Annotated in this window: 14 protein-coding genes; 3 read left to right on the top strand and 11 right to left on the bottom strand. The window is 74.8% G+C overall.

Features of this window, described 5'->3' with window-relative positions:
- Positions 1-18 precede the first annotated feature (18 nt).
- On the bottom strand, positions 19-3,171 hold the full coding sequence (locus ACWDD9_RS42065) for an ATP-binding protein (RefSeq protein WP_449814566.1): 3,153 nt from the start codon (positions 3,169-3,171) through the stop codon (positions 19-21).
- A gap of 212 nt (positions 3,172-3,383) precedes the next feature.
- On the opposite strand from ACWDD9_RS42065, the gene ACWDD9_RS42060 reads away from it, so the two are divergent.
- Complete coding sequence (locus ACWDD9_RS42060; RefSeq protein ID WP_449814565.1) at positions 3,384-4,238, top strand: class I SAM-dependent methyltransferase; 855 nt, start codon at positions 3,384-3,386, stop codon at positions 4,236-4,238.
- A 99-nt stretch (positions 4,239-4,337) separates the two neighbouring features.
- Here ACWDD9_RS42060 and ACWDD9_RS42055 read toward each other — a convergent pair whose 3' ends face one another.
- From ACWDD9_RS42055 to ACWDD9_RS42045, 3 genes are all read right to left on the bottom strand, one after another.
- The gene (locus ACWDD9_RS42055) at positions 4,338-5,831 is read right to left on the bottom strand and encodes an SDR family oxidoreductase (protein WP_449814564.1); all 1,494 of its coding nucleotides are present in this window, start codon (positions 5,829-5,831) and stop codon (positions 4,338-4,340) included.
- The gene (locus ACWDD9_RS42050; RefSeq protein WP_449814563.1) at positions 5,828-7,288 is read right to left on the bottom strand and encodes a cryptochrome/photolyase family protein; all 1,461 of its coding nucleotides are present in this window, start codon (positions 7,286-7,288) and stop codon (positions 5,828-5,830) included. Before ACWDD9_RS42050 ends, ACWDD9_RS42055 begins: the two co-directional genes overlap by 4 nt.
- Before the next feature lie 159 nt (positions 7,289-7,447).
- Positions 7,448-8,512: a MerR family transcriptional regulator gene (locus tag ACWDD9_RS42045; protein WP_449814562.1), complete on the bottom strand. Its 1,065-nt coding sequence runs from the start codon at positions 8,510-8,512 to the stop codon at positions 7,448-7,450.
- Positions 8,513-9,272: 760 nt separating this feature from the next.
- Between ACWDD9_RS42045 and ACWDD9_RS42040 the strand changes: the two genes are divergently transcribed.
- Complete coding sequence (locus ACWDD9_RS42040; protein ID WP_449814561.1) at positions 9,273-11,570, top strand: LuxR C-terminal-related transcriptional regulator; 2,298 nt, start codon at positions 9,273-9,275, stop codon at positions 11,568-11,570.
- A 100-nt stretch (positions 11,571-11,670) separates the two neighbouring features.
- Here ACWDD9_RS42040 and ACWDD9_RS42035 read toward each other — a convergent pair whose 3' ends face one another.
- The 4 genes from ACWDD9_RS42035 to ACWDD9_RS42020 form a co-directional block, all read right to left on the bottom strand.
- Entirely contained in the window at positions 11,671-13,185 is a 1,515-nt protein-coding gene (locus ACWDD9_RS42035; RefSeq protein ID WP_449814560.1) for an ATP-binding cassette domain-containing protein, read from the bottom strand.
- Entirely contained in the window at positions 13,182-15,896 is a 2,715-nt protein-coding gene (lanKC, locus tag ACWDD9_RS42030; RefSeq protein ID WP_449814559.1) for a class III lanthionine synthetase LanKC, read from the bottom strand. Before lanKC ends, ACWDD9_RS42035 begins: the two co-directional genes overlap by 4 nt.
- A gap of 89 nt (positions 15,897-15,985) precedes the next feature.
- Entirely contained in the window at positions 15,986-16,105 is a 120-nt protein-coding gene (locus tag ACWDD9_RS42025; RefSeq protein ID WP_199823182.1) for a class III lanthipeptide, read from the bottom strand.
- Between the two features lie 350 nt (positions 16,106-16,455).
- Complete coding sequence (locus tag ACWDD9_RS42020; protein WP_449814558.1) at positions 16,456-17,754, bottom strand: Ig-like domain repeat protein; 1,299 nt, start codon at positions 17,752-17,754, stop codon at positions 16,456-16,458.
- Positions 17,755-18,359: 605 nt separating this feature from the next.
- Here ACWDD9_RS42020 and ACWDD9_RS42015 point away from each other — a divergent pair.
- Entirely contained in the window at positions 18,360-18,695 is a 336-nt protein-coding gene (locus ACWDD9_RS42015) for a Rieske (2Fe-2S) protein (protein ID WP_375877421.1), read from the top strand.
- A gap of 45 nt (positions 18,696-18,740) precedes the next feature.
- Here ACWDD9_RS42015 and ACWDD9_RS42010 read toward each other — a convergent pair whose 3' ends face one another.
- From ACWDD9_RS42010 to ACWDD9_RS42000, 3 genes are all read right to left on the bottom strand, one after another.
- On the bottom strand, positions 18,741-19,736 hold the full coding sequence (locus tag ACWDD9_RS42010) for an iron-containing redox enzyme family protein (RefSeq protein WP_049649671.1): 996 nt from the start codon (positions 19,734-19,736) through the stop codon (positions 18,741-18,743).
- On the bottom strand, positions 19,733-20,038 hold the full coding sequence (locus tag ACWDD9_RS42005) for a hypothetical protein (RefSeq protein ID WP_375877420.1): 306 nt from the start codon (positions 20,036-20,038) through the stop codon (positions 19,733-19,735). The genes ACWDD9_RS42010 and ACWDD9_RS42005 overlap by 4 nt, the downstream gene beginning before the upstream one ends.
- Before the next feature lie 165 nt (positions 20,039-20,203).
- Positions 20,204-20,500 (bottom strand): sigma-70 family RNA polymerase sigma factor (locus ACWDD9_RS42000; RefSeq protein ID WP_449814557.1); only part of this gene is annotated, 297 nt, incomplete at its 5' end.

Raw genomic sequence — 20,500 nt, 5'->3', positions numbered from 1 at the left:
CCGTTCTGGGTTCCGCGCTCAGCCGCCCACCAGCCGGCGCGCCTCGGCCGCCAGGGCGGACCGGTCCGCCGGCGCGGACCCGGCCGACCCGTACGCGGCCACCGCCCGGCGGTACTCCGCCGGGTCGGCCCGCTCCGCGCCCGCCCGGGCCGCCGCCGAGCCCATGGTCGGCTGGAAGGTGCGCAGGCAGCGGAACCGCTCGGCCAGCACGACCAGCCGTACGCCCGTCCGGGTCCGCTCGGGATCGCCTTCACGGCCGCCCCGGTCCAGCGCCACCAGGCCGAGCGCGAGCAGCAGCGCCCCCGCGAGCGGGCCCTCCACCAACGCGGCTGGCCGGCCCAGCAGTTCGACCAGCCGCTCCGGGAGGGAAGCCGCCAGGGCGGCCACCCGCTCCGACTCGCCGTACCGGGCGTGCGCGGCCACGCAGGCCGCCATCGGCTCCAGCGCCCAGGACGGCTCGGCGGGCGGCTCCGCGGCCCTGGCGAGCAGCTCGGCGGAGCGCCGCCACAGCGCCAGACCGGCATCCACCTCGCCCCGGGCGAGGGCGAGTTCGGCCCGGACGCCCAGCTCGGGGGCGGGCAGCTCGGCGGCCTCCGCGGGCTGGTGCCGCACCGCCAGCTCCAGCCAGTGCTCGGCGCCGTCCGGGTCCCCGGCCTGCAAGCTGCCGATCACCATGCCCCAGCGCAGGCCCAGCATGTCGTTCCAGTCGCCGAGCCGGTCCAGCTCCGCCATCGCCGCGCCCAGCAGCGGCAGGGCCTCGGCGCCCCGCTCGCCCTGTAGATGCAGCTCGCCGAGCCGGGCGAGCGCCAGCACCCGCAGCCAGGGCACCGGCAGCGTCTCGAAGGCCGCCAGCGTCCGCCGCGCCGAGGCGGTCGCCCGCTCCATCTCCTGCGCGGCCTCCCAGCGGTAGCCGGCCACCGCCTCGGCCACACCGGCGAGCAGCGGTTCGGGGGCGGCGCACAGGGCCGCCAACAGCCCGCCGCCCGGGGCGCCCACCTCGCCATCGTTCGGGCCGAGCACCTCGGGGACGGCCGCCATCACGGTGGCGATGGCCCGCACCGGGGTGTCCGGCGCGGCCGGGGGCAGCCGCCGCAGGGCGGCGAGCAGCCGCAGCGCGCCGGTGCCGGTGCCGAGCCCGCCGCCCGCGGCGAGCAGGGTGTTGACGGTGCTCAGGGCGGCGAGGGTGCGCACCGGCTCCAGCAGTTCGGGCCCGGGCCGCAGCCGGGAGACCGGGCCGCCGGTGTCCTCGGCGAGGGCGAGCAGCCGGACGTAGTTGCCCTCGGTGGTCCACAGCCCGGCGAGGACGGCGGCGGTCGCGGCGACGGCGGGCCCGTCCCCGGCGGCGAGGGCCAGCCGCAGCGCCCGGACCAGGTTGTCCTGCTCGGCGCGGACCAGCCGCCACTCCGGTACGGCCGCCGGGCCGAACGGGCCGTCGTGGTGGTCGATGCCGAACTCCCGCGCCCAGAGCAGGAACCGGGCGGTGACGGCCTCGTCCTCCGCCGCCTTCGTCCGCTCGACCGCGCCGAACTCCCGGACCGTCTCCAGCATCCGGAACCGTCCCCCGCTCGGGGTGTCGGTCAGGCGCAGCAGCGACTGGTCGACCAGGTCCTCCAGGACGGTCAGGACATCGGGGTCGTCGAGCAGTCGCCCGGCGGCGCGGGCGGTGAAGCCACCGGGGAAGACGGAGAGCGCGCGCAGGGCGGCCCGGCCCGGCGGGTCCAGCAGGTTCCAGCTCCAGTCGACCACGGCTTGCAGGGTGCGGTGGCGCTGCGGCGCGTCCCGGGGCCCGCCGCGCAGCAGGGCGAAGCGGTCGGCCAGCCGGTCGGCGATCTCGGGCACCGCCAGCACCCGTACCCGGGCCGCCGCCAGCTCCAGGGCCAGCGGGAGCCCGTCCAGCCGGGCGCACAGTTCGGCGACCGGGCCGGCCGGCAGCTCGACGTCCGGGCGGGCCGCCCGGGCCCGCTGGGTGAACAGCTCGACGGCGGACACCCGGTCCAACTCCGGTAGCAGGTACACCGATTCGGTGGAGATCCCGAGCGGTGCGCGGCTGGTGGTGAGCACCCGCAGGTCAGGGCGGGCGGCCACCAGCGCGTGCACCAGGTCGGCGACACCGCGCACCACCTGCTCGCAGTTGTCCAGTACCAGCAGCACCGGCCCGGCGGCGAGCGCACCGGCGATCCCCGCCCGGTCGCCCGCGCCGAGGGCGGCGGCCACCGCCCCGGCCACGTCCTGGTCGGCCGCCACTCCGGCCAGCGGCACCAGGTGCACCACCCGCTGCGCCGCCCCGCGCGCCACGGCGGCGGCCACCCGGGTCTTGCCGAGCCCGCCGGGGCCGACCACCGACACCACCCGGGCGGTGCCCAGCAGTTCCGCCACGGCGGCGAGATCGGCCTCCCGGCCGACCAGCGGGTTCGGCTCGTGCGGCACCCCGCGCCGCACCGGAGCCGCCGCACCGCGCAGCAACTCCTGGTGCAGTGCGCGCAGTTCGGGCCCCGGGTCGGCGCCCAGGGTGTCCCGCAGGCCGCGGCGGTAGCGGTCGTACCGGCCGAGCGCGGCCGCCGCCCCGGCCGTCCTGGCCTCGCAGCGCAGCAGCTCCAGCAGCACCTCCTCGTCGCGCGGCTGCCCGGCGGCCTCCTCGGCGAGCGCTTCGACGGCCGCCGCGTGCCGCCCGGTGCGCGCCAGCGCGAGCGCCCGGGCCCGCCGCAACACCCGGTGGGTGCGGGCCCGTTCGGCGCGCAGCGCGGACACCGGATCCGTCCCCTCGGGCTCCGCGGGCGCGGTGTCCCCCTCCCAGAGCTCCAGCCCCGCCTCGGCCTCGGCGAGCGCCCCGGCGTGGTCCCCGGCCCGGGCCTTCTCGGCGCAGGCCGCGGCGTGCAGCAGCACCGCCGAGGCGTCCACCCGTTCCTCCCCGAGCCCCAGCCGGTACCCGGTCGGCGTGCTGACGATCAGCTCCGCCCCGAACTTCGCCCGGGCCCGCGACACCAGCACCTGCAACGCCTTCTCCGGCCGCTCGGGCCGCTCCTCCGGCCACAGCCCGTCCACCAGCCGCCCCCGGCCGCACCCGGCCCGCACCTCCCCGGCCAACAGCGCGAGCAGCCCCCGCAGCCCGGGCGCGGTGACCTCCTCACCCCGGCAGGAGACCGTGGACAGCACGCGCAGCTCGATCGTCACCGCGTCAGGGTAGCGATCGCCCGGTCGTACGTCCGTTCTGATCCCCGGTCAGCGGACGTGGAGCTTGTCCCTCGCTCCTTGTCCCGGAAGGCGGCAGCGCCTACCCTCCCGAGCTATCGATCCGCTAGCTCGCGTCCCCGGGGCCGGTCGACCCCGGGCGGACGCCCGCGCGCTGTGCACCCGGCACAGCCCGCCGACCACGAGGAGCCACGATGACGGGGACCGACCACAGCACCGAGCACCACCGGGACGACACCCGCGGCCACGCGCCCACCGGACAGGTGCCGGCGCAGGCCGAACGACGGCTGCACAGCTCGTCGTTCGGCCGGGCGGCGGTCGCCTACGCCGAGCACCGCCCGGACTACGCGCACGCCGCCGTGCACTGGGCGCTCGAAGCCGCGCCCGGCCCGCGGGTGCTCGACCTCGGCGCCGGAACGGGCAAGCTCACCGCCGCGCTGGTCGCACTGGGCCGCCAGGTCGTCGCGGTCGAGCCCGACCCGGCGATGCTGGCCGAACTGCGCGGCACACTGCCGGACGTCCGCGCACTGGAGGGGAGCGCCGAGGCGATCCCGCTGCCGGACGGGTCGGTCGACGCCGTGGTGTCCGGCAACGCCATGCACTGGTTCGACATGGCCGCCGCCGGGCCCGAGATCGCCAGGGTCCTCGCGCCCGGCGGCGTCCTGGCCGGCCTGTGGAACGTCTTCGACGACGGCATCGCCTGGGTGGCCGGCCTCGCCAGGGTCACCGGCCCCGCCGCCATCGGTCCGCGCGACGTGCCCGGCAGCTGGCGCACCGAGACGGCCCGGATGCACCTGCCCGCGTCGGGCGGCGCCGACGCCTGGTTCGACTCACCGGAACAGGCGGAGTTCCCCCACGGCCAGCGGCGCACCGCCGACTCCCTCGTCGCGACCCTCGCCACGAAGGCGGGCGTCCTGGTCATGCCCGAGCAGGAGCGCGAGACCCTCCTGGAGGCGACCCGCACATACCTCGCCGCCCGACCGGAGACCGGCGACGGCGAGTTCACCCTCCCGATGCTGACCAGCGTCCTGCGCGTCCGCCGAATGTGACGCCCGCCCGCCGCCCGCCGCCGCCCGGGCCCCCACAGCGTCCCGGCGTCCGGCCGGTTCGACCGCCGTGCGGCTGGTCGCGGGCTGGTGGAGAGCCGTTCAATCGGCGCGGAGGGCGCGTTCCGTGATGTTGCGGGCCATGCCTCCGAAGACGGCGCTGTGGAACGGGGCGATGGCCCACCAGTAGGCGTGTCCGGCCAGGCCGTGCGGGTGGAACAGCGCCCGCTGCCGGTAGCGCGCCCCGCGCCCGCCGTCGGGTGTGACGGAGAGTTCGAGCCAGGCAAGCCCGGGCAGGCGCATCTCGGCCCTCAGACGGAGCAGCCGACCGGGTTCGATCTCCTCCACCCGCCAGAAGTCGAGGGAGTCCCCGACCCGCAACCGGGCCGGGTCACGGCGGCCCCGGCGCAGTCCGACGCCGCCGACCGCGCGGTCGAGCCAGCCGCGCAGGGCCCAGGCGAGGGGGAAGGAGTACCAGCCGTTGTCACCGCCGATGCCTTCGATGACCCGCCAGACGGCGGTGACCGACGCGGTGACGGTGCGTTCCCGGATGTCCTGGTAGAGGCTGCCGCCCGCCCAGTCGGGGTCCGTGGGCAGGGGGTCGCTCGGGGCGCCGGGCAGGGAGGCGGAGGACCAGCGGGTGGCGACGTCGGCGTCCTTGATGCGGCGCAGGGCGAGCGTGACGGCCTGGTCGAAGCCGGTCAGCCCGTTCGGCGGGTCCGGGATCCACCCGGCGATGTCGTGCTCGCCGCAGACGACTTCGTGGCGCAGGGACTCGACCAGGGGGCGGGCGATGGAGTTCGGCACCGGGGTCACCAGGCCGACCCAGTGGCTGGAGAGGCGGGGGGTGAGGACGGGCACGGGGACGATCAGGCGGCGGCGCAGTCCGGCCGCGCGCGCGTATCGCCGCATCATCTGCTGGTAGTCGAGGACGTCGGGGCCGCCGATGTCGAAGGTGCGGTTCACCTCGGGTGGCAGGTCGGCGGCGGCGGCGAGGTAGCCCAGGACGTCGCGGACGGCGATGGGCTGGATACGGGTCGACACCCAGCGAGGGGTGACCATCGCGGGCAGGCGTTCGGTGAGGTAGCGGAGCATTTCGAAGGAGGCGCTGCCGGAGCCGATGATCACGGCGGCGCGCAGCTCGGCGGTCGGGACGCCGCTGGAGCGCAGGATGCGTCCGACCTCGGCGCGGGACCTCAGGTGGGGTGACAGGTCCGCTTCCGGCACCGCGGTGGGCACGAGGCCGCCGAGGTAGACGATCCGGGTGACGCCGGCGGCCGCGGCGGCGGCCCCGAAGGCTCGCGCGGCTTCCCGGTCGGTGGTCTCGAAGGAGGGTCCGGTGCCGAGGGAGTGGACGAGGTAGTAGGCGGCGTCGACGCCGTCGAGGGCCCCCTGGAGGGTTTCGGGCCGGGTCACGTCGCCGGGGACGACGTCGACGTCGGCCCGCCACGGCTGGTCCCGCAGCCGGTCGGGGTCGCGCACCAGGCAGCGCACGGAGTGCCCGCGCGCGAGCAGGTCGGGCACCAGACGGCCGCCGATGTAGCCGCTCGCGCCGGTCACCAGGCAGCGCTTCGAGTCGGGTCGCAAGGCGTTCATCTCGGCTCCTCGTCCGACGTCAAGGGTGTCGGGTCCGGCCGGTGCCCGGACCGACGGGACCAGGATCCCGCCTTGCTTCCGGAGCCCGCGACCGGGTGGACCGGCGGGCCCGTCGGCCGGTCCTGGCGTTCGCCCGCGCCGAGGACCGGCCGGCCGTGCTGGAACCGGGCCGTGAGGTCCTCGGGCGCGACGATCGGGGGCGGGTAGTCTCCGTCGAGGAGCCAGGGGCGGTGGACGGACGGCCCGGGCAGGTGGGCCAGTTCGGGCACCCACCGGCGTACGTAGTCGCCCGTGGGGTCGTAGCGGTCGGCCTGGCGCAGCGGGTTGAGGACCCGGTTGGGGCGGGTGTCGGTGCCGGTGCCGGCGACCCACTGCCAGTTGAGCTGGTTGACGGCGATGTCGCCGTCGACGAGCAGGGAGAGGAAGTGGGCGGCTCCGATCCGCCAGTCGAGGTAGAGCGACTTGGTGAGGAAGCTTGCCGTCAGCAGGCGGGCCCGGTTGTGCATCCAGCCCTCTTCGGCGAGCTGGCGCATCCCGGCGTCGATGATCGGGTAGCCGGTGCGGCCCTGCCGCCAGGCCTCGGCCTCGCGCTCGTCGTGGTGCCAGTGGTCGTCCCGGGTGCGGTAGTCGCGGTGTGCGGCGTCGGGGCGGGCGGCGAGGACCTGGTGGTGGAAGTCGCGCCAGGCGAGCTGCCGGACGAAGGCCTCCGCTCCGGGCCCGCCGCGCTGGAGCGCGCCTGCCGTCAGCTCGGTGGCCGACAGGCAGCCGAAGTGCAGGTACGGGGAGAGCCGGGAAGTGGCGTCGGCCGCCAGATCGTCATGGACGTCGGCGTACGCGTCCACGTCCCAGCGACGCCGGAGTTCCCGGCCCGCTCTCTCGCCACCGTGCGGCAGGGAAGGCGAGAGCGGGCCCCTGAACACGAGGTTCTCGCTGCCGATGCCGTCCGGCGTGCGGATCACCCGGGGCGCGGCCAGGACGCTGCGGTGGGGGGCCTGCCGCCAGGCGCGGTGGTACGGGGTGAAGACCGCGTAGTGGTCGCGGCCGGCCGGCGCGACACGCCCAGGTGGAAGGACGGTCACGGAGGCGTCGTGGACGTGCAGGCGGTTGCCGAGCACGGCGCGCAGCCGTGCCTCGCGACGGTGGGCGAAGGCGCTGACGCCCGCGGCGACGTGGACCGTCCCGGCGCCGGCCTCGGCGGCCACCTTGGCGGTCTGCTCGGCGGGCTCGCCGCGCCGCACGACCAGCCGGGAGCCGGCCCGGCGCAGCGAGGCGTCCAGGTCGGCGAGGCAGTCGGACAGGAAGGCGAGCCGGTTGGGGGCGGCGAACCCGGCGCCCTCGACGGCGGGATCGAGGACGAACAGCGGCACGACCTGGTCGGCCGCGGTGTGGGCGGCGTGCAGGACCGGGTTGTCGTGCAGGCGCAGGTCCTGGGTGAACAGGGCGATGGAGACGGTCACGGGCGGTGCCTCGCAGGGAGTGCGGTCGGGGTGGTCGGGTGTCGGCGCGTGGCAGGGGCGCGAACCCGCCGGTGCGGGCCGCGGACTCGGCCCGGCCGGGCCGTTGCGCCCCGAGCAGGCCCGGGACAGGGGACGGGACGGTGGGTCGGTGGTGGGACTTCAGGCCGTGACGGCCTGCTCCAGGAGGTCGACGGCGTCCGCGAGGGTGCGGGGGCGGGCTGCGCCGGCCCGGGGCTGGTCGCGGGCCCAACCGGGACCGGCGGCCACGACCAAGGCTCCGCCGCGGGCGCCGCGCGGGCCCCACACCCTGTCGCCGACCCTGCGCACCAGCTCGCGGTCCGCGGTGTGCTGGTCCTGGGACCAGATCATCACGGCCGACGGCCCGATCCGGTGGACGGCGTCGAGCAGGGCCCGGGGCGGGACGGCCGCGCCCAGTATGCGAAAGGGGACCCCGCGCTCCGTGAGCGCTGCGGCCGTGGCCTCGATGGCGAGGGTGTGCAGTTCGAGGGGCGTCGCCGTCAGGAGGACGGGCCTCACCTGGCGGGCGGCGGGCCCGCCGACGGCCACGCCCCGCAGAGCGCTGGAGACGTGCCAGGACAGCAGGTGCTCGACCTCGACGTACTGCTCGCCGTCCGCCGCCCACCTGCGGCCCGCGGCGCGCAGCGCGGGCATCATGACCTCCGTCCACGCGTCGACCACCCCGAGCGCGTCCACCGCTTCCCGCAGGATCCGGGCGACCTCCGGCCCGTCCAGCCGCACCGCCGCCCGGGTCAGGCCCCGGCACTCAGGGCGCACCGCTTTGACCCGCGAGGCGTGGCTTCCGCCCGGACCGTGCCCGAGCCGCCCGCCGCCCTGTGAGTCCGTTCGCGGCTCGGGGAGAGCGCGTCGCGGGCTGTCCTGGTGTACGGAGACGTCGCGCTCGGCCAGGGCCGCCCGTGCCGCCTCGCCCGGAGGCACCCCGCGTGCCGTCAGCCGGCACATCGTCTCCAGGACGTCGATGTCCCGGGGGCTCCAGCGGCGGTGGTGTCCGGCCTCCCGATGGGCAGGGCCGATGCCGTAGCGGCGTTCCCAGGAGCGGACCGTCGTGGGTGACACACCCAGCCGCTGGGCCACGCGGCCGGTCGGAAGCCCGACATCGTCCACCGGCTCGGGTGCCGGGTCCGGGTCTCCGGATCGCGCTCCGATCCGCCGGCCGGGGCCTCGGCCGGCCGATGAGGTCACCATCCTGCGGTCCTCCCCACGGCGAACCCCGCGCGGCACACCGCCACGGCGGCGATGACCGGCAGCGGGCTCCGGCCCGACCGGGCCGTGTGCGGCTCGGCCGGCTCCGGAGTGGAGACGCCCGCGCACGGCGACGCCTCGCACTCGGGCGTCCCGGTGGGCGGGCTCGCGGGAGCGGGGCGCTCCCGGGCGGGGAACTGTCGGCCGATGGTCACGCGCACAGCCTCCCCGTCGACGGCGCGCAGGTCCACCCGTCCCGGATGGACGCCGGCACGGACCGGACCACCGGAGGCCGCGGGTGGAAGGCGACTCCGTACACGGGTGCGGCAACCGTACGGTGGAGCGCCTCGGACGCGCCTTCGTCGCCGTGCGCCGACAGGTCCAGGAGACGACTCAGGTCTGCGGCACCCGGCACTTGCCTGCCGCCGAGATCCAGGTCGGAACGGGTTCGGATGAGCGAGGTCACGCGGCCACGGTGCAGCGGTTCAGCACCGATGGCCCAGTCGAATCGTTTGTGCAGCGTTTTCCGAGGGGAACCAGACCTGCCGGACGGTGCGGCACCGCCGGCCCCGGCGGAGACGACACCACGGAGTCCCGTGCCCCTCGCCCTCGAACACCGGCGGGCACCGCCGCGGTCCGCGATCCCCCGGCGGTATCCCAGAACTCTGGGATACCGCCGGCAGCGGCCGACATCCAGCATCAGTACGGACGATCCCGCCGGCGCACGGGCGCCGCGTAGGTGGAGCCAGCTCTGGAGCCGTCCATGACCACCTTGTTCGAGTCCACCGTCCCCCAGCCGGAGCCCGCGGACCACCGGGCCGTCGCGGGCGAGCTGTTCGGGCGGGCACGTGAGACGGCCGAGTTGCTGCGGCTGCTCGCCGACCCCACCGTGCCCGGCGTGCTGCTGCACGGCCTTCCGGGCAGCGGCAAGACCCGGCTGGCGTACGCGGTCGCCGAGCAGTACCGAGCGATGGGCGGCACGACCAGAACTCCCTGTCAGGCTCCGTTACTGACTGTCGATCAGATCGAACCGGACGAGTATCCGGCACTGCTGACCCGGTGCGCCTCGAGTGGGGCGAAGCTGCTCGCGACCGGTCGCCTGCCAAGCACCGGCACCGATGTGGCGTACCGGGTGGACCCACTGGCCGTTCCGGTCGACTGGTCGCCGATCGACCTGGACGCCTTCTGCCGCATCCCCTCGGTCCAGGTCTTCACGGCCGCCCGGCAGGCCTGGAGCCCGTGCTTCACGGTGACCGCCCGGAACCAGCAGGCCGTAGGCCGGATCTGCGTGGAACTCCGGGGACTGCCAGGGGCGTTGGTGATCGCGGCCCGGGTGGCGGCACTGGAGGGCATCGGCACCGTGCTGGCCGCATTCGGCGGGGCGGGAGGAGACGGACCCGCAGGAGGCAGGATTCCGGGCGGCGGGGTGGCCCCCTGCGCCTCGCCGGCCGGCCCACCGGCGGGACGAGCGGCGAGGCGACCAGCGGGGCGGGGCGGCCCGCTGGTCGCCGACGAGGCGCGGCTGCTGTCCTGCACGCCGCTGTTCGTCGGCGGGTTCGGACCCGAGGCACTTCGGGCGGTGTCCGGGATCGCGCCGAGCGCCTTCCCCGCGGCGCTCGAAGCCCTGCTCGGTCGGCAGTCGCTGACGCTCGAGGACCGGCCGTCCGGCCGGTTGGCCGGTGCGGCCGAAACGCGACTTCATGTGCCGTTCGACGGCCTGCCCGAGGCCCGGCCCGCCTACGGTACGTCCGCCGCCCTCATACTCCGCCACGCGCGCTACTACGCCCGGCTCGCGGCCCGGGCCGTCGGTCGGCTGGCCGCCGGTGACCAGCGGACTGCCCTGCTCGCCCTGCGCGTCGAGGAGGCCAACCTCCGCTTGGCGGTCGACACCCTGACCGGCCACGGGCTCACTGCCGAGGCCCTCGACCTGATGGAGCGGTTGCTCGCCCACGCCCGCGTCGTCGGCCTCGGCCCGGCCTGGACCGACCGGGACGCCGCGCTGCTCGGCTCCACCAGTGCCACCGGTGAGCGGGCGCGCGTCCGGCTGGCGCTGATCCGTGCCGAAGCCCGACTGCTCGACGGCGACCACGAGTCGGCGACTGTCCTGCTGGACGAGACCGAGGCAGCCTCAGCAGAGTCGGACCGATGTCGGACCACATCCGATGCCCCCTCCACGGCGGCCCGACTCCTGCGACTGCGGGGCCTGACCGGGTTCGACCGTGACCCCGCCCGAACCCTCGCCGCACTCACTCGGGCGGCAGAGCTCCTCCGCGAAGCCGACGACGAACCGGCGGCCCTGCGCGTCGAGTTGGAGGCCGCCCTGGCCGAGCTTCGGCTCGGTCGAACCGGTCCCGGCAGCGCGCTGGCGGACCGGGTGCTGACCGCGGCGCGGCACCGGGGGGACGCGCTGCTGGCCGGCACGGCCCTGCTCCACCTGGGCCTGCTCGCCGCCGCCGGCGGCGATCCGTCCGCGTCCCGCGCCCACTACGTCGAGGGGCTGGCCCAGCTGCGCCCGCTCGGCGCCGTCGCCACGCTCGGCGCGCTGGTCGGCCTGGCCGCGAGTCCGCTGCGCCCCGCAGCGGCGCGGGCGACCGACGCCGCCCGACTGCTGGGCAGCTTCCATCCGGGGCGGGCCGGCATTCCCGGCGACCCCGCGGATCCCGATCTGGCCACCGCCCGGCTGCTCCCCGGCATCCGCCGCCGGCTCACCGAGGACGAGTTCACCCACGCACTGGCAACCGGCGCGGCCACCGCGCTCCCGGACCTGCTCTGCTCCCTCGGCGAGCCGGACTCCACCGGGACCCCGCCGAAGAGGGAGCTGACGAATCGTCAGTTCCAGGTCTCGCTACTGGTGGCCGACGGACTGAGCAACCACCAGATCGCACGTCGCCTGGGCATCTCGGAGTGGACCGTGGTCAACCACCTCCGCGAGGCGATGCGGCGGTTGCAGTGCTCCTCGCGGGTCGGCGTCGCCGGCTGGGTGCACCGCTCCGGCCGGCGGCCGGGCCCCGCTCACGGCGCGAAGCGGGGATGGTACGACGATCCGTTCGAGGCCTCCTGACCCGGCGGGAGGGCCCGCCGCCCGGGCTTCCGCCGACTCGGCTCCCAGGTCGGCCGATCCGTACACCATCCGGCTGCGCGTCCGGGACCGCTCGGGGCGCCTAGCGGAGCCCGGTGAGGGTCGCCACCCGGTCGAAGCGGCCGTCGATGGCCTCGTCCCCGTGGTGCACGACGAGCAGGGCGCGCCCCTCGGTCCGCTCCCGAAGCACCCGGAACACCAGCTCCCTGCCGCCGTCGTCGAGGTTCGCGAACGGCTCGTCGGCCAGGTACACGTCCGCGTCCTCGTGCAGGAGCACGGCGACCCCGACCCGCTGACGCTGGCCGGACGACAGGTCCGAGGGCAGCTGGTCGGCCAGGCCGTCCAGACCCATCGCGGCGCGCAGCCGCTCGTCGGCGACCAGTTCGCGCACCGGCAGCGGAGGCAGGTGCACCGGGGCGGTCAGGCTCGCCACCCGGGGCGGCAGGGTGACCGCCCCGGCGTCGGGGGCGAGGGTCCCGGCCATGACGTGCAGGAGCGTGGTCTTCCCGCAACCGTTGGGGCCGCGGAGCAGCACGCGCTCGCCGACGCGCAGGTCGAACTCGTCGATCGACACCTTGGCCCCCTCGCCGTACCCGATCCGGACCCCGCGGACCCGCACCAGGGCCCCCTCCTCGTAGTACGGGGCCTGCCCGGACTCCCGCAGGGACTCGATCCGCTTGAGGACCGCGTTGCTCCGGCGGGCCTGCGGAATCATGTTGACGAGGTCGAAGATCCCGGTCACCGCCCGCCACAGCGAGTTCACGAAGGCGAGGAAGCTGCCGAACGACATCCGCCCGGCGAAGACGAAGAAGGCTCCGGTGATCATCGAGGCGGTGTCCGACAGGTTCATCACCAGGTCGCTGAGGGTTCGCTGCCGCTGTGACAGCCGGAAGTTGACGAAGGTGAGGTCGAGGAACCCGCGCAGCGCGTCCCGGTTCACCGTGCGGGTGCCCGGCAGCAGCGACGGCAGTCCGCGCAGGGCGGGGAAGGACTCCAGCGTGCGGGTCAGCGTGTTGATGTACCGCGCCTCCGCCTCGCGTTCGGGCCCGGTGTTCTGCTCGATCCGCCTGCCGAGCCGGTTGCTCACGAGCACCAGCGGCGGCACGATCACCAGCAGGATGAGGCTGGCCTGCCAGGACAGGTAGAACAGCACGCCGAGGAAGGCGACCGACGCGACCGCCTGGCGTGCGATGCGGAGGGAGACGTCGATGGCCGGCAGGACGCCCTGGGCGACGTCGTTGTGGATGCGGCTGACGTACGAGGCGTTCCCCGCCTTCGCCACCTCTCGGCCGTCCAGGCCCAGCGTGCGGCTCAGCAACTCCGTCTCCAGCACCAGCGTGAACGCGTTCTCGAGGCGCTTGCGCCAACAGGCGACGCAGTAGTCCGTGATGGTGAGGGTCAGTCCGAACAGGAGGTACCCGAGGCCGAGGACGAGGAACCTGCGGAAGTCGGCGGTCAGGATCGCCTGGTCGAACAGGGCCTTGAGCAGCAGGGGGTGCAGCAGGGCCTCGAGCCCGCCCGTGGTGGCCTCGGCGACGAGGACCACCACGAACGGGGCCCGGTGGCCCCGCAAGGTACGCCACAACTGGTTGTTCACCGCGCCGCCTCGTCCAGCAGGAAGTCGGCGGTGCCTCCGGTGTTCACCCGGTGGAGCACCCGCAGCAGGCCCGCCGACCCGGTCAGGTAGTCGCAGGAGCAGCGCAGCAGCCCCTCACCGGGAAGACCCAGCGGGGTCCGGCCGTCCTGGCGCGGCAGACCGAAGCGCTCGGCGGGCTCGAACAGGAACACCTTCCGGACGGTGTCGAGCTGCGTCAGCGCCTTGTCGCGGTAGGAGCGGTCGCCGGTGAACTCGGCCGCGTCGAGCAGCGCGTCGGCGATCCCGCTCATGCCGAAGGCGTACCCGGGCAGCACCGAGTAGCGGACGTCCAGCCCGCGCAGAACGGCGCGTGCCGCGTCCAGGTCGCCGTAGCGCAACAGCACCTGCGCCACGCCCGCGGACCCGACCTCGATGTACGGCTCCATGGTTCCCTCGTGCTCGAACATGATCGGGCCCGCGCCGTCCAGGGGCTTGGCGTGGGCCATCTCCCAGGCGAGCGCCTGCCGTCCGAGGCGCAGGTGGCGCTCCTCTCCCGTGACCTGGTGCATGCGCAGCAGGAACATCGCGACGCCGGCCTGTCCGAAGCCGAGGCCGGTCATCGGCCCCTCGGCGGCGAACTCGTTCACCCAGTAGGCTCGTTCGCCGTCGTGCCGCACCGTGTCGTGCAGGGCTCGCGCGCAGTCCCGTGCCGCGGCGAGATCGCGCGGGTCGCGGCCCTGCAGGAAGAAGCGCAGGTTCGTCATCCCCACTCCGGCGAGGCCGTAGTAGAAGGTGTGGTCGCCCTGCTCCACCGCGCGCCGGTTGGCCTGGGCCAGCAGCTGCCCGGCCTCGGTCCCGAACCCGAGCGAGTCGGCCGCCCAGGCGATGCCGGCCAGGCCGTTCATGAGACCGTCCGGGTACTCCGCGCTGTCGATGTCGGCCAGCTTGCCGCCGAGCCAGTCGCGCCATTCGGGCCGGATCGCGATGCCGGAGGAGTGCAGCGCCCACAGCACGCCGCTCGCCCCGAAGCCGAGGCTCAGCGGGTTGGTGACGTGCGCGAAGGGGTCCACGGGGAAGAGCGTGCCCCGGCCGGTGTCGGCGACGGCCTCGACGAACGCGGCCACCCCGGTCTCCGCCTCCACCAGTCCGAGCCGTTCCTCGACGACCGGCCGCGCCGGGAGGGCCTCGACCTGGTCGAGCAGGTCCGCCTCGTGTTCCAGGGCGTCGAGCACGTCGGTGAGGCCGATCCGGTCCCCGGCCAGGTCGGTGATCAACCGGTGGACGCGCTCCGGCCAGCCCAGGCCCTCGGTGATGAAGATCCGGTACAGGTCGAGCACGTCCTCGCGCAGGTACGACATCGCCGCGATCGGGAAGACGAAGTACGCCATGGTGGACGCCAGGGCGTAGCGGTCGCCCTCCGGCCCGAACGCCCTGAAGCCGTCGCGGGAGAGGCTGAACCCCGGTGTGAAGAGTTCGACCGGCTGCTCCAGCTCCGCTTCGCCGCTCCCGCCGTCGCCGTCGGTACCACCGTCGCCGTCGGTCCCGGCCAGCCGGCAGGCTTCCAGGTCGACGATGGTCACCTCCAAGGTGTCCGGGTCGACGAGCAGGTTCGAGGCGGTGAAGTCGGCGAGGATCACCCCGCGGTCGTGCGCGGCCTGGATCGCGCGGGCCAGCCCGCGGAAGACCGCGAGGAAGATCCGCAGGTACTCCCGCGACCGCTCGATGTCGAACCCCGGCCGCGCGAGCGGGTTGCGTTCGAGCAGCACCGAGCGGAGGTCGGAGCTGTCGATGAACTCCTCGGCGATGAAGTGGTGCTCCCAGTGGCGGAACTTCGCGATCGGAGCCGGGTACGAGCCGGTGTCGGCCAGCCGGTTCAGGAACATCCACTCGCGGCCGAGGATGTCCACGGCGTCGTGGTTCCGACGGGGGTTGACGTTGGTGTGCGGACGGGCCTCCTTGAGCAGCACCGGCCGGTCGTCGTTCGCCGTGTCCTCGGCCGTGTACACGCCGCCGCTGTTGGAGAACTGGATCGCCCCGGTCACCCGGAACCGGCCCCCGAGCAGGCCGTCGTCCTCCTCCTCGTCCGCGGGCTTCCAGTCGTCGAACGGCCAGGGCACCCAGTCGGGCCGGGCCCGCCCCAGGCCCCGGTCGTCGGGGACGGGACCGTCCGGTCCGAGGATCCGCGGGTGCCGGCGGCCGAGGACGTCGACGGTGTGGGTGTCGAGGAACTGGCCGTAACGGAAGTACAGCGCCTTGCTGTCCCGGTACCGCAGGTCCGACAGGACGTAGGCGCCCTCGTAGCCTTCCAGGAGTCCGGCCAGGTCGGCCAGGACGGCCCTGAACTCGTCGTCGTCGCGCGGGTAGACGGTGACGAGCTTGCCGCCGCTTCCCCGGGACATCGACTTGGAGTTGAGCATCTCGAAGATGTTGATGTCGAGGGCTATCTTGAAGTCGGTCCCGCGTTCCGTCAGGTATCCGACCACCGAGGCGGCGACCTCGCGCACGTGACGGCAGCTCGCCGACACATGGATCTTCCAGCCCTGCGCCGGCAGGTCCGGGCTGGGCCGATGGCTCCACCAGATGCCGCTGCGGACGAACCGCGCCCGCAGCGGCTCGTCGAGCCCGGCGAGGAAGTGGTCCGCGCTCGGTTCGTACGAGACGTCGAGCGGGTCGAAGAACAGCGTGTCGTTCCACGCGAAGAGGAAGCGGTAGACCCATCGTTCGTTGCGCATGTCAGCCTCTGCGATCGTCCGGGGCGGCCGGTGGAAGCGACAGGGTCCGTGCGGGGGCGCGGCACGCCCCCCCGCACGGACCCTTCCGGCTACGGCTTGCCGGGCTCGCTGGGCTTGCAGCAGGCGCTGCTGCTGCTCGTCAGGCTGAGGACTGCCACGGCGCTCATCTTGACGCGGGCCTCGATGTTCTGGAGCTTGAGGACACTCATTCGGGTCGTCTCCTGGGAGATCGAGTGCGCGGGACGCGCAGCGAGGGTGGGATTCGCACCGGCCGGTGGTCGGTACGAGCCCGGACCGTGGTGCCTCCGCGGACCGGGTGATGGAGAGTCTGGTCGCGGCGCTCCGGGTGCCGGTAGGGGCTGATAGTTGTCATGGTCTTCCGACCGGCTCGGCCGCAGACTGAAAAGCTGTTGTCCTTCCGGGCCCCGGGCGCGACGGAGGCGGGGCCCGCGATTCGTCCTCGCGGGCCCCGCCTGGTGTCACGCTGTCATCTGTGCCGGCAGCAGTGCTCGTTGCCGTTGACGAGGGTGTGCCCCTCGGTGCTGCTGCGGCGTTCTGATCAGGGGTCCACCGTCACGGTGATGGTCTCGGGGTTGGCACTGTTGTCCTGGTACACCGAGTCACCGCTGTAGACGGCGGTGATGGTGTGGGTGCCCGCGGTGCGGAAGGCGGTGACCGTCCCGCCGGCGGCGCACGCGCCGAGGGAGAGGATCAGGCGTCCCGTGCCGAGGGTCGTCCCGGTGGTGGTGTCGGTGAACGTGACGGTTCCGGTCGGCCTGGTCGTGGAGCCCGCGCCGGGGCAGACGATGTCGCTGAGCACGACCGGCGAGCCGGTCCGGGTGCGCTGGGGCATCGCGGTCAGGGTCGTGGTGATCGGCTTGCCCACGGTGTAGCTGATGACCACCTGGCCGTTGTGGTTCGCCGTCCCGATCGTCGAGGCCGCATAGGACGTCCCGGTGCCCGACGGGGTCGCGAAGCTGCTTCCCCCACCGCCACCGCCGCCGCTCGCCTCCGTGCCGGTGTTGTTGACGGCAGCGCTGCCGCCGCCCCCGCCGGCGAAGTAGCCGCCGCCACCGCCACCGCCCGCACCGGTGGCGGTGGCGGCACAGCCGCCGTCGATCGCTCCGCCGGCGCCGCCGGTGCCGATCGTGGTGCCGGCGAACCCGCCTCCCGGCCCACCCGGCGTGGCGCTACAGAACGAGACGGCGCCGGCGGCCCCGCCCGCACCGCCCGTGGTCGTACTGGTGCTGCCGCCGCCCCCGCCGTGCCCCGCCGCGGCCCCGGGGCCGGTGGCGCTTCCCGTGGTACCGCCGGTGGCATCGGGCGTCGTCCCGCCGTTGCCCCCGTTGCCACCCGACAGGCCGCTCCCGGTGCCCCCTGCGGCACCGCCGCCGCCGGCGACCACCAGGAAGGAGCCCACGCTGACACTGGAAGCCCCGCCCCCGCCCGGCCCTTCCGCCCGGAACCCGGTGGCCGAGATGCCCCCACCCGGAGCGCCGCCGTTGAACCCGCCGGCACCCCCCGAACCCGTGCCGTTGCAGCCCTTGCCGCCCGTACCGCCGACATTGACGGTGACCGTCGTCGGCGCGGTGGTCTGCGGGAGAGTGGTGACGACCCGCGCCCCCGTCCCGCCCGTCCCCGTGACGGAACAGGAGGTGCCGGCGTTGTCGGCACCTCCCGCCCCGTCAGCGGTGATCGTGACCACCGCCTGGGCCGGGATGGTGAGGCTCTGCGGGGCGCCGGTGAAACCGAAGGTGACCACCGGGTCGGCTCCCCGGGTCCGCACCGGGGCGGTGGCCGGCGCGGACTCCGTGGCCGCGGCGGTCGCGGGGCTCAGCCCGGTCCCGGCCAGCGCCACGCACACCCCTGCCACGACCCCGGCCCGCCACCATCGCGCACGGGCCTGGGCGCCTGCCTCTCCTTCGGCGACGGGATGTCCTGGGGCATGGTGTCCGATCACTGCTGTCTCCCGATGGGACGGCTTGAGGTGAGACTTCGGGGTGCTGGATCACGCGCCCCGTGCAGCGGTGGTCCCTGCTCCGGAGCGTGATCAACAGGGACAGCGTGACGACCGGACGGCCCTTGTGCCCCGATTGCTCCGACAGCGGCATGCCACACACCATCACACTGGGCGGTATACGAACTCACTGCGCTGGTCACCGCGCTCCGCCAGGCCGCCCTGTCCTGAAAAACGGTCTCGGCGCGGCCCGACGGCGCCACCACGGTCTCCTGAGCCAGGGCCCGACGGCGCTGCGCCCTGCCACTCCCGCCGCCACGGAGGGACGGCGCCGACCCCGTTCTCCGGTCACGGTCGGGCTTACGGCCACTCTCGCACGCCTGCCCGGACCGGCTCCCGGACACACCCCGCTCGGCCTGGCCGGGGCGACCGCCGTCTCGGCCGCCGCCGCGCTCGGCGGGCACCTGGCCTACCGGCAGGCCGCCGGCCCCGACCGGGCCGCCGCCGTGCCTCGCCTGGCGCCCGCGGACTGGGTCTCCCTCGGCGCGGTGGAGGACTTCCCGGAGGGGAAGCCCGTGCGGGCGACGGCCGGCGAACTGGCCGTGGTCGTGGTCCGCGAGGGCGACCGCTGCCACGTGCTGGCCGAGCGCTGCGCCCACCTGTCCGGGCCGCTCTCCGAGGGCTCCCTCGTGGAGGGCTGTCTGCGCTGCCCCTGGCACGGCAGCACGTTCCGGCTCCGGGACGGCGAAGTGGTGCACGGCCCGGCCACCGCACCCCAGCCGGCCATGGTGACCCGAGTACTTTCCGGGCATCTGGAGATCCGGCTCCCCGCAGCCGGCTGACCATCCTTCCCGGTCGGAGCGCGCGAGGTCGCGGGCGGGCTCGATTCAGCCCGTGCCGTCCGGGAGGGGTGAGCGAAGCGAGCTGCGTCCGGCCCGCCAGTGGTCGAGCAAGTGGTTCGCGAAGCGCCCGCCGACCACCCCGGCCGCGGCCACGCCGAACGCCACGTCCCTGGCGAACTCGGGCTCGGCCGCGACCAGTTCCTCGATGACCCCGCGGCGCACGAGCTGCTCGTGGACGGCGTCCGCCTCGACGTGCTCGCGGTAGAAGAGGGTGCCGTCCGGGCCGCCGCCGAGCCGTTCCAACGCCGCCGCCAAGCGGGCGGAGCCGGGCGAGGAAGTGATCTCGACGGTCGCGAAGTGCCCGACGGCCGCCCCGCGCATCGCCCGGTGCAGGCCGAAGAGCGTCATCAGGTTGACCACGGCCAGGGTCGGCGCCGGCACGAAGTCCAGGTAGTGCCCGTAGCCGGGGTCGAGGCCGAAGGCGGCCATCATCCGCTCGAAGAGCCGGGCGTGGGCCCGCTCCGGCCGTCCGGCGCCGTACTCGTCGTAGAGGATCGCCGTCAGCACCGCCTGTGCGGGCCCATGGATCCTCGGCAGCATCCACAGCTGCGGGTCCGCCTCCTTGAGGTGGTAGACCGATCGGTGCACCAGGTACTCGCGGGCGTGCCGGCGCTCACCCTCGGCGAGCAGGAAGTGCGACGGGCCGGTGCCGTCGGGCGGCTCGGTGAGCAGTGCTTCGAACGCGTCCCGCAAGGGCGGCGCGGGCTCCGCCTCCGCACGTACCGCGGCCAGGAACGAGCGCTCCAACCCCTGGCGGAATCTCAGGAGTTCGGGATCCCACTCCCAGTCGTCCAGGACCCCGGGCAGCCCGCGGTCGTGGAGCTCGTAACAGAGGTGCAGGGCCAGCTGGTGGTCCTCGCCCCACGGCTCGTCGAACGGGCCGGGCGGTGTGGGCAGACGGCCCGCTCCGGGCGGTCCGGAGGTGAGCAGGGCCGTCAACGCCGCCGACAGCGGACCGCGCGACGCGGGCAGCGCGTTCACCCTTCCTCCTGGCGGCCGTCGGCGCAGGCACAGAGCACCGCGAAGGCGATGGTCAGGGTCAGCGCCCAGCAGCCCGTGAAGACCCACAGGAACGGCGCCTCGGACGTCCCCAGGCCTGCCCCGAGCAGGCCCAGCGACAGCAGGGCGAGCGCCGGCACGGTCCGCGGCCGCACGCCGCGCAGCACGTCCCAGGCCCGGCCGCGCAGGCGGAACCCGACGACGCGAAGCCTCAGCTCCAGGACGTGGTCCCGGCGCAGCCCCCGCTCGATCCCGCGCAGCTCCACCCGCTCACGCCGATCCATCCGTCCGCCTCCTCGCGCCGCCGTCCCCGTGGTCCGCCGCTGCGGCTACCCGGGTTCCGCGTTCGCTAACGCCCCGGCCCCGCCCGAAGCCGGACGGCCAGCAGACAGGCTCAAGGGCGGGCGGCCTGAAGCCGCACGCCGGAACCGCGGCTCGCCTGGTCGGCCTCAGCCCGATTCCGCCGGCTCCGCGCTGTCGGCCCAGCCGTCGGCGTCCAGGTCGTCCAACTGCTCGCGCAGCAGGGCGAGGGTGGCACTGAGCAGCCGGGAGACGTGCATCTGGGAGACGCCGATCCGCTCGGCTATCCGGGACTGGGTGCAGCCGTCCCAGAAGCGCAGCTTGAGGACGGTCTGCTCGCGTTCGGGCAGGCGGGCCAGCAGCGGGCGGACGGCGGTGCGGAAGTCGGCGAGTTCGATGCCGGGGTCGCAGCCGCCGAGCCGGTCGAGCAGGGCGCTGCCGGTCTC

This window comes from Kitasatospora sp. NPDC001119 (genome assembly GCF_053598475.1).
Note: the sequence above shows the minus strand (reverse complement) of the source record. Positions and strands in the feature narration are given on the sequence as shown.

Excerpts from the sequence above, each read along its gene's own strand:
- ACWDD9_RS42060 (WP_449814565.1), top strand. The coding sequence starts at position 3,384 with ATGACGGGGACCGACCACAGCACCGAGCACCACCGGGACGACACCCGC.
- ACWDD9_RS42040 (WP_449814561.1), top strand. The coding sequence starts at position 9,273 with ATGACCACCTTGTTCGAGTCCACCGTCCCCCAGCCGGAGCCCGCGGAC.
- ACWDD9_RS42025 (WP_199823182.1), bottom strand. The coding sequence starts at position 16,105 with ATGAGTGTCCTCAAGCTCCAGAACATCGAGGCCCGCGTCAAGATGAGC.
- lanKC (WP_449814559.1), bottom strand. The coding sequence starts at position 15,896 with ATGCGCAACGAACGATGGGTCTACCGCTTCCTCTTCGCGTGGAACGAC.
- ACWDD9_RS42005 (WP_375877420.1), bottom strand. The coding sequence starts at position 20,038 with ATGGATCGGCGTGAGCGGGTGGAGCTGCGCGGGATCGAGCGGGGGCTG.
- ACWDD9_RS42055 (WP_449814564.1), bottom strand. The coding sequence starts at position 5,831 with ATGAACGCCTTGCGACCCGACTCGAAGCGCTGCCTGGTGACCGGCGCG.
- ACWDD9_RS42045 (WP_449814562.1), bottom strand. The coding sequence starts at position 8,512 with ATGGTGACCTCATCGGCCGGCCGAGGCCCCGGCCGGCGGATCGGAGCG.